The organism is Pseudomonas sp. RIT-PI-AD (assembly GCF_025642785.1).
GTDB lineage: Bacteria > Pseudomonadota > Gammaproteobacteria > Pseudomonadales > Pseudomonadaceae > Pseudomonas_T.
Genome location: NZ_JANZKU010000007.1, coordinates 26139 through 40963 on the forward strand (window position 1 = coordinate 26139; position 14825 = coordinate 40963).

Genomic DNA, 14825 nt, shown 5'->3' on the forward strand with positions numbered 1-14825 from the left:
GCCTACCGACACACGAAAGCCGCTTTATATCAAGGGCCTGAAAAAAGTGTCAAGGAAGCTGCCCTGCTAATGTGTGCTGATTCGCTCCTTGGAGTCAGACTCGCGCTTTTCGTCCTTCGCAACCATCTCGGGAGCCACGTCTGGCAAGGGCTCCGGCGCGTATTGCAGCGCAATTTGCAGGACCTCGTCAATCCATTTAACCGGCTTGATGCTCAGGTCGCGCTTAATATTCTCAGGGATTTCCTTCAGATCGCGGACGTTCTCTTCCGGAATGATCACCGTCTTGATTCCACCCCGATGAGCAGCCAGCAGCTTCTCCTTCAAGCCCCCTATGGCGAGCACCTGACCACGCAAGGTGATCTCTCCGGTCATGGCAACGTCGGCTCGTACCGGTATCTGCGTCAGGGCCGACACCAGCGCCGTACACATGCCGACACCCGCGCTCGGGCCATCCTTCGGAGTCGCGCCTTCCGGCATATGAATATGGATGTCGCGCTTCTCGTGGAAATCGAGCGGGATACCCAGGCTCTTGGCCCGGCTCCTGACCACCGTCAAGGCCGCAGTGATGGACTCGACCATGACATCGCCCAACGAACCGGTCTTGGTCAATTGGCCTTTGCCCGGCACGACGGCCGCCTCGATGGTCAGCAGCTCTCCGCCCACCTGGGTCCAGGCGAGCCCGGTTACCTGGCCGATCTGATCCTGCTGCTCGGCCAGCCCGTAACGATACTTGCGGACACCCAAGAAGTGCTCGAGCGAATCGGCGGTCACCGTCACCTTGAAGCTTTTCTCGCGGCTGTGTTCCTTCACCACCTTGCGGCAGATCTTGGCGATCTGGCGCTCCAGGCTACGGACGCCGGCTTCACGGGTGTAGTAACGAATGATGTCGCGAATGGCATCCTGCTCGATGACCAGTTCGCTGACCTTCAGCCCATTGGCTTGGATCTGCTTGGGCGACAGATACTTCAGGGCGATGCTGATCTTTTCGTCCTCGGTGTAGCCGGGGAGGCGGATGACCTCCATGCGATCCAGCAAGGGCGCAGGGATATTCATGGAGTTGGCGGTACAGAGGAACATCACGTCCGACAGGTCGAAGTCGACCTCCAGATAGTGATCGTTGAAATTATGGTTCTGCTCCGGATCGAGCACTTCCAGCAACGCGGAAGCAGGATCGCCACGCATGTCGCTGCCCATCTTGTCGATTTCATCGAGCAAAAACAGCGGGTTGCGCACTCCGACCTTGGTCATTTTCTGGATCAAGCGACCCGGCATCGATCCAATATAGGTGCGCCGATGGCCGCGAATCTCGGCTTCGTCGCGAACGCCACCCAGGGCCATGCGCACGAACTTCCGGTTCGTCGCCCGGGCGATGGATTCGGCAAGGGAGGTCTTGCCCACGCCCGGAGGCCCTACTAGGCACAGAACCGGGCCCTTGACCTTCTTGACCCGCTTCTGCACGGCGAGATATTCGAGAATGCGCTCTTTGACTTCGTCGAGGCCGTAGTGGTCGGCATCTAGGATGTCCTCAGCCTTGTTCAGGTCCAGCCGGACCTTGCTTTCGGCCTTCCACGGAACGTTCACCAACCAATCGATGTAGGAACGAACCACCGTTGCCTCGGCGGACATGGGAGACATCTGCTTCAACTTGTTCAATTCGGCATTGGCTTTGGCCAAGGCTTCCTTGGTCAGGCCCGCGTTATCGATGCGCTTTTTCAGCTCCTCGATTTCGTTGTGGCCTTCGTCGATGTCACCCAGCTCCTTCTGAATGGCTTTCATTTGCTCATTCAGGTAGTACTCGCGCTGGCTGCGCTCCATCTGCTTCTTGACGCGACCGCGGATACGTTTCTCGACTTGCAGTAGATCGATTTCCGCATCCAACAGCGCCAGAACATGCTCCACGCGCGCGGAAAGCTCGGTGATCTCGAGGATTTCCTGCTTCTGCTCGATCTTAAGCGCCATGTGGGCAGCCATGGTATCCACGAGGCGGCCAGGTTCATCGATGCTGTTCAGGGACGAGAGCACTTCCGCAGGCACCTTCTTGCCCAACTGCACATACTGCTCGAACTGACTGAGCAGGCTGCGAGTGAAAACTTCCGACTCCCGCTCACTGGCGTCGCTTTCATCGATCAACTGGACATCGGCACGGCAATGGCCATCCACTTCGATGAAACGTTCGACAGCGCCCCGCTGCTCGCCCTCGACCAATACCTTCACGGTGCCATCGGGCAGCTTCAACAACTGCAATACGGTGGCGACAGTGCCCATGCGATAAAGCGCATCTTCGCCAGGATCGTCGTCGGCAGGATTTTTCTGGGCCAGTAGAAGAATTTGCTTGTCGCCGGTCATCGAAGCTTCGAGGGCCTCTATCGACTTTTCACGCCCTACAAAAAGGGGGATCACCATATGCGGATAGACGACGACATCGCGCAAAGGCAGGAGAGGCAATTCGATGGTTGTCTTCATGATTTCAGCTCTACGGCGGCCATCAGGCCGTAAACAGGTGGGTATCCTGGAGGCTAAGATGGGGGCAGACCCAGGAAAAAACAAGCAATACGGTCGGAAATGCGAAGGGGCCCGCGGGCCCCTTCGTGTCATCAAGCGTCTGGCGCTGCCTTGGCAGGCTGCTCGTTATTTTCGTAGATCAGCAAAGGCTTGGAGGTGCCTTCAATAACGCTTTCGTCGATGACGACCTTGCTGACGTCGCTCTGAGAAGGAATCTCGTACATGGTGTCGAGCAGAATTCCTTCGAGAATCGAGCGCAGACCACGTGCACCGGTTTTACGCTCCAAGGCGCGGCGGGATACGGATTTGAGTGCGTCAGGCCGGAACTCCAGATCGACGCCCTCCATCTCGAACAACTTGGCGTACTGCTTGGTCAAGGCGTTCTTGGGCTCGGTTAGGATTTGCATCAGCGCAGCTTCGTCCAGCTCGTCCAAGGTCGCCAGTACCGGCAAACGCCCGACGAACTCGGGAATGAGACCGAACTTGACCAGATCGTCCGGCTCCACGTCCTTGAGGGTCTCCCCTACGCGCTTGCCCATATCCTGACTGCGCACTTCGGCCGTGAAGCCGATGCCACCCCGAGTGGAACGGCCCTGGATGACTTTCTCCAAACCAGAGAAGGCGCCACCGCAGATGAACAGAATGTTGCGGGTATCGACTTGCAGGAATTCCTGCTGGGGATGCTTGCGTCCACCCTGGGGAGGAACGGATGCCACGGTCCCTTCGATGAGCTTCAACAACGCCTGCTGCACACCTTCACCGGAGACATCGCGGGTGATGGAAGGGTTGTCCGACTTGCGAGAAATCTTGTCGATTTCGTCGATGTAGACGATACCCATCTGGGCTTTCTCGACATCGTAATCGCACTTCTGCAGCAGCTTCTGAATGATGTTCTCGACATCCTCACCGACATAGCCGGCCTCGGTGAGCGTCGTGGCGTCCGCGATGGTGAAGGGCACGTTGAGCAGGCGAGCCAGAGTTTCCGCAAGAAGCGTCTTACCGGAACCGGTAGGGCCGATCAGCAGAATGTTGCTCTTGCCGAGCTCCACGTCATCTTTCTTTTCACGCTGATTGAGACGTTTGTAGTGGTTGTATACGGCCACCGCCAGTACTTTCTTCGCCCGTTCCTGACCGATTACGTACTGATCCAGGATGGCACGAATTTCTTTTGGCGCCGGCAGTTTGTGCGCACTGCTTTCGGCCTGGGCTTCCTGCACCTCCTCGCGGATGATGTCGTTGCACAGGTCGACGCACTCGTCACAAATAAAGACCGAGGGGCCGGCAATCAATTTGCGTACTTCGTGTTGGCTTTTGCCACAGAAGGAGCAATAGAGCAGCTTGCCGTTGTCCTCGCCGTTGCGGGTGTCAGTCATTCGATCGATCCAATCCGATAGGCTTGAAACACAAGATGAAGGCAAATGCGGGCATTTTCAAGCCCGCCAGGTGGCCGGAGGTCTCCGGCCACGGCGTGATGCAAGGCTTCAGCCCGCCAGGGGACGCTTCTCGTGCACTTGGTCGATGAGACCATACTTGACCGCTTCCGGACCGCTCATGAAATTGTCGCGATCGGTGTCGCGGGCAATCACATCCATAGGTTGACCGGTGTGGTCGGCCAAAATGCGGTTGAGGCGCTCGCGGATGGTGAGAATCTCCCGGGCATGGATCTCGATGTCCGAGGCCTGGCCCTGGAAACCACCCAGAGGCTGGTGGATCATCATCCGCGAATGGGGCAGGCAATAGCGCTTCTTGGCCGCGCCGCCCGCCAACAGCAACGCACCCATGCTGCATGCCTGACCGATGCAGGTGGTCGACACGTCGGGCTTGATGTATTGCATGGTGTCGTAGATGGACATTCCCGCGGTTACGGAGCCACCGGGCGAGTTGATGTAGAGGTGAATGTCCTTGTCGGGGTTCTCGGCTTCGAGGAACAGCAACTGCGCAACCACCAGGTTGGCCATGTAGTCCTCGACTTGGCCGACCAGGAAGATCACGCGCTCCTTCAAGAGCCGCGAGTAGATATCGTAGGCGCGCTCGCCACGGGCCGATTGCTCGATGACCATCGGCACCAGGCCGCCGGCCGCTTGGATGTCGGGCATTTGTTGCATAAATGAATTGCGGGACATGTCCAGCGATCACTCCCTAATTGAGTTGTCATGCCTCAAAGACGCACAAGCCAGCGCTGAGGCTGGCTTATGGATGGCTCGAACGAGGAGGATCAGGCGGCTTGGGGTGCTTCAGCCGGCTTGACCGCTTCTTCGTAAGAGACCGCTTTGTCGGTCAGTTTGGCCTTCTGCAGGACAGTATCTACAACTTGCTCTTCCAGCACAACCGAACGCACTTCGTTCATCTGCTGCTCGTTCTTGTAGTACCAGGCCACGACCTGCTGCGGCTCCTGATAGGCGGAAGCCATTTCCTCGATCAGCTCGCGTACACGCGCTTCGTCGGGCTTCAGCTCGTTCTGCTTGACCACTTCGGCGATGATCAGGCCCAGCACGACGCGGCGCTTGGCTTGTTCTTCGAAGAGCTCGGCCGGCAGCTGGTCGGGCTTGATGTTGCCGCCGAACTGCTGAACGGCCTGTACGCGCAGACGATTCACTTCGTTGCCGATCAGCGACTTCGGCACTTCGATCGGATTGGCGCTGAGCAAGCCGTCCATGACCTGGTTCTTCACCTTGGCCTTGATCGCCTGACGCAGTTCGCGCTCCATGTTCTTGCGGACCTCGGCGCGGAAACCTTCCAGGCCCTCGCCCTTGATGCCGAACTGACCGAAGAACTCCTCGTCGAGCTCCGGCAGCTTCGGCTCGGATACGCTGTTCACATTGACGGTGAACTCGGCGGCTTTGCCAGCCAGCTCGAGGTTCTGGTAATCCTCGGGGAAGGTCAGGTTGAGCACGCGCTCTTCACCGGCCTTGGCGCCGACCAGACCTTCTTCGAAGCCCGGGATCATGCGTTTGGAGCCGAGCACCAGCAACGAGCCCTTGGCGGAACCGCCGGAGAAGGCCTCGCCGTCGACCTTGCCGACGAAATCGATGCTCACCTGGTCGCCGTCCTGTGCGGCGCGACCCTCGGCGGCTTCGAAACGGGTGTTCTGCTTGCGCAGGATTTCCAGCATGTTGTCGACGTCGGCTTCACCGACCTCGGCTTGCAGGCGCTCGATGGCGATGCCGTCGAAGCCGGCGACCTGGAACTCGGGGAACACTTCGAAGGTGGCGACGTATTCCAGGTCCTTGCCTTTCTCGAACACTTTCGGCTCGACGGCCGGGCTGCCCGCCGGGTTCAGCTTCTGCTCGACCACGGCTTCATAGAAGGTGGACTGGATCAGGTCGCCCAGGGCCTCCTGGCGCGCGGCATCTTCATAGCGCTGGCGAATAACGCTCATCGGAACCTTGCCTGGGCGGAAGCCAGCGATCTTGGCCTGGCGAGCGGTTTGCTGCAGGCGCTTGGTGACTTCGGTCTCGATACGCTCGGCCGGCACCCCGATGGTCATGCGGCGCTCGAGAGCGGAGGTGCTTTCAACAGAAACTTGCATGGATAATCCTCGTTGCACAGACGTAAGCCGGCCGTTCCGGCCCAGAATCAAGGGCATGCATTCTAGTGGCTCGACTTACAGAAGTCACCCCGCAGCAGAGAGCGCGTTTCGAGGACCGGACATGACCCGCAAAACGGCGCCCGCGCAGGCTGACGAAGCCTGGGCAGCCGGTGGTACAAGCGGGCCGCTACAACACCACGCGCAGGCACTGCCCGGCGTGATAGAGGCTGAAGCCCGCTTCGTACAGGGCGCTGCGTACCCCAGGCAGGCTGACCGCCTTCGCGCCGTCGAACGGCAGCGGAAGTCCCTCCGGATCCTCGTGCAACAGGAATTCGGCGAACGCTTTGCCGACCACGGTACCGGTGGTCACGCCGCGACCGTTGTAGCCGGTCACCGCCAGCAGGCCGGGAGCCGGTTCGAAGAGTTTCATCAAATGATCGGGCGTGAAGGCGATCCGCCCGCTCCAGGCGAACTGCCACTCCAGCTTGCCCAGCGAAGGAAAATAGTGGCGCTGGATGCGATCGGCCCAGCTGCGCATGAACCAGTCCGGCTTGCCCTCGCCATTGCCCAAGCTTCCCAGCACCAGCCGGCCCTCGGCATCGCGGCGGATGCTGCTGAGCACCGTGCGGGTGTCCCATGACCCCTGTGCGTGCGGCAGGATCCGCTGCGCGGCCTCGCCCTGCAGCGGCACCGAGGCCACCTGGTAGTAGTAACCGGCGAAAAAATGGCGGCGGATCTGGGTCCAGTCCCCCTCCGTATAGGCATTCGAGGCGATCACCACTTTCTCGGCCAGGACCGATCCGCGCGCGGTGCTCACGCACCAGCGATCGCCCTGGCGCTCCAGGCGCACCACCGGCGAGTGGTGGAACAAGCGTCCACCCAGGCGCTGAACGGCTTCGGCGAGGCCGCAGACATAGGCCATCGGGTTGAGGGTGCCGGCGCGATGGTCGAGCAGCGCCGCGGCGACCTTGTCCGTGCCGCAGTACTCCGCGCAACGCGCTCCGGTGAGCAGTTCCACCCGCGCACCCCGGCGCAACCACTGGGCTTCGCGAAGCCGCAGGTCCGCCGCGCCGGCGGCGTTGTGGGCCATGTGCAAGGTCCCGTCGCGGCGAGCCTGGCAGTCGATGCCCAGGCGCGCGATGAGCGCGAAGACTTCCGCCGGTGCATGCCCCAGCAAGCCATTGAGCTTGGCGCCGACCTCGGGACCCAGGGTGGCTTCCGCGTCGTCCGGACGAATCCAGGTGCCGGCGTTGACCAGGCCGACGTTGCGCCCGGAACCCCCGTGCCCGGTTTCGTGGGCCTCCACCACGCAAACCGAGCGCCCCGCTTCCAGCAGGTGGAGCGCAGCCGAAAGGCCGGTGTACCCCGCGCCTATCACGCAGACGTCCGCCTTGATCTCGCCGCCCAGGGCCAGCGCCTGGGGGCGCCGTGGCGTAAGGTGTTCCCACAGGCATTGCCGATGTAATGCGCCCATCATCCGCCCTCCCCCGTCACCTGCCGATTCGTCTTCACCGGATCCGCGCGACGCCGTGCTCAATCGAACGTGATGCCCTGGGCCAGCGGCAGCTCCCGGGAATAATTGATGGTGTTGGTCTGCCGCCGCATGTAGGCCTTCCAGGCATCGGAGCCTGACTCCCGCCCGCCACCGGTCTCCTTCTCACCGCCGAAGGCGCCGCCGATTTCGGCGCCGCTGGTGCCGATGTTGACGTTGGCGATGCCGCAGTCGCTGCCGGTGGCGCTCTGGAACAGTTCCGCCTCGCGCACATCGGTGGTGAACAGGCAGGACGACAGTCCCTGGGGGACTTCGTTGTTCAGCCGCAGCGCTTCCTCGAAGGTGCGGTAGGTCAGCACATAGAGGATCGGGGCGAAGGTCTCGTGGCGCACGATGGCGCTCTGCGCGGGCATCTCGACGATGGCCGGCGCCACGTAGTAGGCCTCGGGATAGCGGTCATGCAATTGACGTTCGCCGCCGAACACCCGCCCGCCCTCGCTGCGCGCCTGGTCGAGTGCGGCCTGCATGGCATCGAAGCTCTGCCGGTCGATCAGCGGGCCGACCAGGTTGCCCTCCAGCGGGTGGCCAATGCGGATGTTCCCGTAGGCGCTGCGCAGGCGCTCGAGGATTTCCTCCTTCACCGATTCATGGGCGATCAGCCGGCGCAGGGTGGTGCAGCGCTGACCGGCGGTGCCCACGGCGCTGAACAGAATGCCGCGCAGGGCCAGGTCCAGGTCGGCGCTGGGCGCTAGGATCATCGCGTTGTTGCCGCCCAGCTCGAGGATGCTGCGGGCGAAACGCGCGGCGACCCGCGGCGCTATCTCGCGGCCCATGCGCGTGCTGCCGGTAGCGCTGACCAGCGCCACCCGCGAATCCTCCACCAGCGCTTCGCCGGCGTCGCGCCCACCGATCAACACCTGACTGAGGTGTGCCGGCGCCTCGGCGAAATCCGCGGCGACCCGCTCGAACAGTGCCTGGCAAGCCAGGGCGGTGAGCGGCGTCTTTTCCGAAGGCTTCCAGATCACCGCGTTGCCGCAGACCAGCGCCAGGGCGGCGTTCCACGACCAGACCGCCACCGGGAAATTGAACGCACTGATCACCGCCACCACGCCGAGCGGGTGCCAGGTTTCGCGCATGTGGTGCCCGGGCCGCTCCGACGCGATGCTCAAGCCATAGAGCTGCCGCGACAGGCCTACGGCGAAGTCGCAGATGTCGATCATTTCCTGCACTTCGCCCTGACCTTCCTGGGTGATTTTCCCGGCTTCCCAGGAAACCAGCTCGCCCAGCGCCACTTTGTGCCGACGCAGCGCCTCGCCGAACAGCCTGACCAGCTCGCCCCGACGCGGCGCGGGTACCTGGTGCCAAGCCTGGAAGGCCCGCTCCGCCTGGGCCACGCGCTGCGCCACGGCGTCCGCGCCCTGCAGGTGGACATCGCCAATGCGGCTGCCGTCGATAGGACTATGCACGGGGTGCGAACCGCCCTTGAAAGCGCTTTCATGCACACCGAGGCTCTGCAACAGTCCGTCAACCATGGGGGATTCTCCTAAAGGTAAGGCAGGGATGAATCAGTATTAATCCGACGGACATGGCCCAACAAACGACCTTTATTCGTCTTATCATTCCCGCAGTTCATGTATCGGTCCGCCGAGAATCGGAAAATCATGTCCAAACGCCTGATGCCCACCCTCGCCGCCCTGCAATGCTTCGAAGCGGTGGCCCGTCACCTGAGCTTCACCCGCGCCGCCGAGGAGTTGCACCTCACCCAGAGCGCGGTGAGCAAGCAGGTGGCGCAACTGGAAAGCCTGCTCCAGCACCTGCTGTTCCGCCGCGTGCGCCGGCGCCTGCAACTGACGCCGGCGGGCGCGCTGTACCTCACCGAGGTGAACCGGATCCTCACCCAGGTGGAGATGTCCACCCACTACATCCTGTCCTATGGCGGCGAGACCGAGGTCCTCAAGGTCGCGACCCAGCCGACCTTCGGCGCACGCTGGCTGATCCCGCACCTGAAGGGCTTCCGCCACAGCCATCCGAACATTCACCTCGACATTCGCAACGAACTGGAGCCCTTCGACCTGATGCAGGCGCGCGCCGACGTGGCCTTTTTCTTCGGCCAGGGCACCTGGCCGGGCGCCGAGTGCATCGAACTGTTCGGCGAAGACGTGGTGCCGGTCTGCGCGCCGGACCTGCTACCCGCGGCCCCGCTCGCCAGCGCCCTGGCCCTGACCGAGCTGGTCTTGCTGCAGTGCGCCTCGCGCCCCCAGGCCTGGCACGAATGGTTCCTCGCCCAGCGCTTGCACAGCGAGCATAGCTACCATGGCCCGCGCTTCGAAACCTTCCACATGTGCATCCGCGCCGCCCAGGTCGGTTGCGGCGTGGCGCTGGTGCCGCGCTTCCTCGCGGAAGAGGAGTTGCGTGAAGGCAAGCTGGTGATCCCTTGGGACTACCCGCTGGCCAGCGCCGGTGCGTATTTCATGGCCTACGCCGAACACGCGGTGGAGGTGCCGAAGATTCGTCATTTCGTGCAGTGGGTGACCTCGCGCCTGAACGGCGAAGCCATCGCCACGCATCCGCGGTCCGCCGAGGGAGGTCATTCCGGCGCAGACTGAATCCGCGAGGAATAGTCGTTTGTCAGGCGCGGGGGCACCCAGCAGAATCCTGCCCAGGAGGCTCCGGCCTCCCTCGCCCATTGCCAGGAGCCGCGTCATGACCCAGCAGGCGTTCGTCGATCCCGATGAGATTCGCGCCCAGTTTTCCCGCGCCATGTCGGCCATGTATCGCAGCGAGGTGCCGCTCTACGGGTCCCTGCTCGAGCTGGTCGCGGAGGTCAATCGCGCCACCCTGGCGGCACAGCCCGAGCTGGCCGACAGCCTGGAGCGCACCGGCGAGCTGGCGCGCCTGGAGATGGAGCGCCACGGGGCGATCCGCCTCGGCACGGCGGACGAACTGGCGACCATTCGCCGCCTGTTCGTGGTGATGGGCATGCATCCGGTGGGCTACTACGACCTGTCCTCGGCCGGGGTGCCGGTCCACTCCACCGCCTTCCGCGCGATTCACGAAGCCTCGCTGCAACGCAGCCCCTTTCGCGTCTTCACTTCGCTGCTGCGCCTGGAACTCATCGAAGACCCCGCCCTGCGGAAACGCGCCGCCGACCTGCTGGCGCAGCGTCGGATCTTCACCGCGGAGGCGCTGCGCCTGATCGCGCGCAGCGAGCGGGACGGCGGGCTGACGCCCGAGGACGCCCAGGCGTTCATCCGCGAGGCCCTGGAAACCTTCCGCTGGCACGACCAAGCCACCGTGGACCCGGAGACCTACCGGCAACTCCATGGGACTCACCGCCTGCTGGCCGACGTGGTGGCGTTCAAGGGGCCGCACATCAACCATCTCACGCCACGAACCCTGGACATCGACGCGGTACAGCGGGCCATGCCGCAGCGCGGCATCGTAGCCAAAGCGGTGATCGAAGGGCCGCCCTCCAGGCGGTGTCCGATCCTGCTGCGCCAGACCAGCTTCAAGGCCCTCGAGGAGGCGGTGTCCTTCATCGACGAGCAAGGCCGGGCGCATCCCGGCAGCCATACCGCGCGCTTCGGCGAGATCGAGCAGCGGGGCGTGGCCCTGACCCCGGCGGGCCGCATCCTTTACGACCGCCTGCTGGCGTCTGCACGGGGAGCCTTGGGCGAAGCACCGAACGAAACGAATGCCGCTGCCTATGCGCGACTACTGGACGAGCATTTCGCCGCCCTGCCCGACGACTACGCCAGCCTGCGTCGCCAGGGCCTCGCCTATTTTCGTTTCTTCGCAACCGAGAAAGGCTTGGCCGCCCGGAACGATCCCGGGCGCCCCAGCGAACTGGAAGCGTTGATCGCCGCCGGCCACGTGGATTGCGAACCCCTGGTCTACGAAGATTTCCTGCCGGTCAGCGCCGCCGGGATCTTCCAGTCCAACCTCGGCGAGGCGAGCCGGACCCGCTACGCACCGAACCCCAGCCGGTTGGTCTTCGAGGCCGCTCTGGGCGTGCCGGTACGGGACGAACTGGAACTCTATGGGGAGAGCCAGCGCCGCTCGCTGATGGACTGCGCGCAGGCGCTCGAGCTGCCCGCTGACGTGCGCCTGTCCACAGGGGTGGACGCGCCCGCGATGGCATCGCCCGGGCGTGGTGTCGCGGACGCGTGAATGAAGGGAGCGGATCGGATTCGATAGGTCCCGGGGACTACCCGCCGGGACCGCTCGGGGAGCGCCCCGGCAGCGCCTGCTAGGCCTTGTCCCGGTCCAGCAGGTGGAAGCTCGGCAGCGCCAGGTGCCAGCGGATCGCCGAAAGCCGCGTCAGCAACACCACCAGCATGGCCGCCAGGGTCGCGAGGCCGTGGGCCAGACCCAGCCCGAGCATGCCCATGAATACCAGCGAACCGGCGATGCAGGCGGTGGCGTAGATCTCCTTCTGGAAGATCATGGGAATCTCATTGCAGATCACATCGCGCATCACGCCGCCGGCGACGCCGGTCATGACCCCCATGATCACCGCCGTGCTGAAGGGCACCTCATGCTGCATGGCCACCTCGGTGCCATACACGGTGAACACCGCCAGTCCGAAGGCATCGGCGATCAGCAGGCCGGTCTCGTGGATCGGCCGGGTCAACCGCACCCAGACCACGGTACCGACAGCGGCCAGGGAGGCGACGAGGATGTAGGTGTCGTCGCGAATCCAACTCACCGGATGATTGCCGAGGATCACGTCACGCAGGGTACCGCCGCCGAGCGCGGTGATGATGGCGATCACCAGCACGCCGAACAGGTCCATGGATTTGCGCCCCGCCATCAGCGCGCCGCTGATGGCGAACACCGCCACGCCGAACAAGTCGGCCAGGTAGAAAAGCTTGTCCACAATGCGGCTTCAGGAGGCGCGCGGGGTGCGCATGGTGACGAACTCTTCCGCGGCGGTCGGATGAACGCCGATGGTTTCGTCGAAGACGCGTTTGGTGGCGCCCGCCTTGATGGCCACTGCGAGTCCCTGGACGATTTCCCCGGCGTCGGGACCCACCATGTGGCAGCCCAGAATCCGGTCGCTTTCGACATCGACGATCAACTTCATGAAGGTGCGCTCCTGATCCTCGGTGAGGCTGAGTTTCATCGGCCGGAAGCGGCTTTCATAGACGCTGATGCGATGCTTGTCGGCCGCCTCTTCCTCGGTGAGGCCGACCGTCCCGATGTTCGGCAGGCTGAACACCGCCGTCGGGATCGCCTGGTAATCCACCGGCCGGTATTGGTCGCGCTTGAACAGCCACCTCGCCACCGCCATGCCTTCGGCCAGGGCCACCGGCGTCAGTTGCACCCGGCCGATGACATCGCCCAGGGCGAAGATCGAGGGTTCGGCGGTCCGGTAGTGATCGTCGACCCGGACGAAGCCGCGCTCGTCCCGCTCGACGGCGGTGTTTTCCAGGCCGAGTCCATCCAGCATCGGCCGGCGCCCCGTGGCATAGAACACACAATCGGCGTGCAGCTGACGCCCATCCTTGAGGGTGGCGCACACGCTTCCATCGGCTTCCTTGTCGAGCCGCGCGATGTCCGCGTTGAACTGCAGGTCGAGGCCTTTCTTTTCCAGTTCCTCCTTGAGGTGCCGACGGACGCCGCCATCGAAACCGCGAAGGAACAGATCGCCACGGTAGAGCAACGAGGTCTGCGCGCCGAGCCCGTGGAGAATCGAGGCGAACTCCACCGCGATGTAGCCGCCCCCCACCACCAGCACACGCTTCGGCAAGGCCTCCAGGAAGAACGCCTCGTTGGAAGTGATCGCCAGCTCCTTGCCGGGAATATCGGGAACCTGCGGCCATCCCCCGGTGGCGATGAGAATGCGTTCGGCGCTGAAACGCTTGCCCTCCACTTCGAGGTGGTGGGCATCCAGCAGGCGCGCATGGCCTTCCAGCAGGGTCACGCCGCTGTTCACCAACAGGTTGCGATACACCCCGTTGAGGCGCTCGATCTCACGGTTCTTGTTGGCGATCAGCGTCGGCCAGTCGAATGCCGGCGCAGGGACATGCCAGCCATAGCCGGGCGCTTGGTGGAATTCCTCGGAAAAATGCGCCCCGTATACCAGCAGCTTCTTCGGCACGCAGCCGACGTTGACGCAGGTACCACCCAGGTAGCGGCTCTCGGCCACGGCCACCCGCGCGCCGAAATCCGCGGCGAAGCGTGCGGCACGCACGCCGCCCGAACCCGCACCTATTACGAAGAGGTCGAAGTCATAACTCATGGCAGATCTCCAGATTCAGAGCGCAGCATAACGGAAGCGGATATACGGCGGCAGGACAGCCGGCTTGGAGGGGCAACGGACCCCACACGGCATTTATCGGCGAATCGGGGCGGCCGCCAGGCGCGCCACTACCACCCACAAAGATCGCAACCGGCCGGAATGCAAGAAGCCACCCGAAGGTGGCTTCTCGTTCGGCCGGGAGACTCAGTAAGCCTTGCCGGTCTTGTACAGGTTTTCGAAGCAGTAGTTGGTGGCGTCGATGTAACCTTCGGCGCTGCCGCAATCGAAACGCTTGCCCTTGAAGCGATAGGCCAGCACGCAGCCATCGCGGGCCTGTTTCATCAGGGCGTCGGTGATCTGGATCTCGCCGCCCTTGCCCGGGTCGGTCTGCTTGATCAGGTCGAAGATATCCGGGGTGAGAATGTAGCGACCGATGATCGCCAGGTTCGAGGGCGCATCTTCCGGCTTGGGTTTTTCCACCATGTTGTTCACCCGGAAAATGTCGTCGCGGATCATCTCGCCGGAGATAACGCCGTACTTGGAGGTTTCCTCCGGCGGCACTTCCTCGATCGCGACGATGGAGCAACGGAACTGGTTGTACAGCTTGACCATCTGGGTCAGCACGCCGTCGCCGCCGAGGTTGAAGCACAGGTCGTCGGCCAGCACCACCGCGAAGGGTTCGTCGCCAATCAGCGGCCGTCCGCTGAGGATCGCGTGCCCTAGGCCTTTCATCTCCACCTGGCGGGTGTAGGAAAAGCTGCACTCTTCGATCAGACGGCGGATGCCGACCAGGTATTTTTCTTTGTCGGTGCCACGGATCTGATGCTCGAGCTCGTAACTGATGTCGAAATGATCTTCCAGCGCCCGCTTGCCACGGCCGGTGACGATGGAGATCTCCTTCAAACCGGCGTCCAGAGCCTCTTCGACGCCGTACTGGATCAGCGGCTTGTTCACCACCGGCAGCATTTCCTTGGGCATGGCCTTGGTGGCTGGCAGGAAGCGAGTACCGTAACCGGCAGCCGGAAACAAGCATTTCTTGATCATGTCGATCCTTGGAG

10 protein-coding genes and 1 pseudogene are annotated in these 14825 nt (G+C 63.1%); 2 read left to right on the forward strand and 9 right to left on the reverse strand.

Annotated elements, in window-relative coordinates:
* Nucleotides 1-66: 66 nt before the first annotated feature.
* The 6 genes from lon to OGL92_RS08320 form a co-directional block, all read right to left on the reverse strand.
* A complete protein-coding gene (gene lon / locus OGL92_RS08295; RefSeq protein WP_263142644.1) occupies nt 67-2463 on the reverse strand; it encodes an endopeptidase La in 2397 nt (798 codons plus the stop codon).
* Nucleotides 2464-2594: 131 nt separating this feature from the next.
* The gene (clpX, locus tag OGL92_RS08300; protein ID WP_263142646.1) at nt 2595-3875 is read right to left on the reverse strand and encodes an ATP-dependent Clp protease ATP-binding subunit ClpX; all 1281 of its coding nucleotides are present in this window, start codon (nt 3873-3875) and stop codon (nt 2595-2597) included.
* Between the two features lie 108 nt (nt 3876-3983).
* Nucleotides 3984-4625 carry an ATP-dependent Clp endopeptidase proteolytic subunit ClpP gene (gene clpP / locus OGL92_RS08305; protein WP_263142648.1) on the reverse strand — a complete coding sequence of 214 codons (642 nt, stop codon included), beginning with the start codon at nt 4623-4625 and terminating at the stop codon, nt 3984-3986.
* Nucleotides 4626-4717: 92 nt separating this feature from the next.
* Complete coding sequence (gene tig / locus OGL92_RS08310; protein WP_263142649.1) at nt 4718-6031, reverse strand: trigger factor; 1314 nt, start codon at nt 6029-6031, stop codon at nt 4718-4720.
* Nucleotides 6032-6218: 187 nt separating this feature from the next.
* Complete coding sequence (locus tag OGL92_RS08315) at nt 6219-7505, reverse strand: FAD-binding oxidoreductase (protein ID WP_263142655.1); 1287 nt, start codon at nt 7503-7505, stop codon at nt 6219-6221.
* 59 nt (nt 7506-7564) lie between these two features.
* Nucleotides 7565-9055 (reverse strand): aldehyde dehydrogenase family protein, encoded by a 1491-nt coding sequence (locus OGL92_RS08320; protein ID WP_276583841.1) that lies wholly within the window; start codon nt 9053-9055, stop codon nt 7565-7567.
* A gap of 129 nt (nt 9056-9184) precedes the next feature.
* Here OGL92_RS08320 and OGL92_RS08325 point away from each other — a divergent pair, with 129 nt between their 5' ends.
* Complete coding sequence (locus OGL92_RS08325) at nt 9185-10129, forward strand: LysR substrate-binding domain-containing protein (RefSeq protein WP_263142657.1); 945 nt, start codon at nt 9185-9187, stop codon at nt 10127-10129.
* 97 nt (nt 10130-10226) lie between these two features.
* Nucleotides 10227-11615, forward strand: a pseudogene (locus OGL92_RS08330) (VOC family protein); the annotation flags it as partial.
* Between the two features lie 157 nt (nt 11616-11772).
* Here OGL92_RS08330 and OGL92_RS08335 read toward each other — a convergent pair.
* From OGL92_RS08335 to galU, 3 genes are all read right to left on the reverse strand, one after another.
* Entirely contained in the window at nt 11773-12402 is a 630-nt protein-coding gene (locus OGL92_RS08335) for a trimeric intracellular cation channel family protein (RefSeq protein ID WP_263142660.1), read from the reverse strand.
* A gap of 9 nt (nt 12403-12411) precedes the next feature.
* Complete coding sequence (gorA, locus tag OGL92_RS08340) at nt 12412-13767, reverse strand: glutathione-disulfide reductase (protein WP_263142661.1); 1356 nt, start codon at nt 13765-13767, stop codon at nt 12412-12414.
* Nucleotides 13768-13971: 204 nt separating this feature from the next.
* Complete coding sequence (gene galU, locus OGL92_RS08345; RefSeq protein ID WP_263142663.1) at nt 13972-14811, reverse strand: UTP--glucose-1-phosphate uridylyltransferase GalU; 840 nt, start codon at nt 14809-14811, stop codon at nt 13972-13974.
* Nucleotides 14812-14825: the final 14 nt, after the last annotated feature.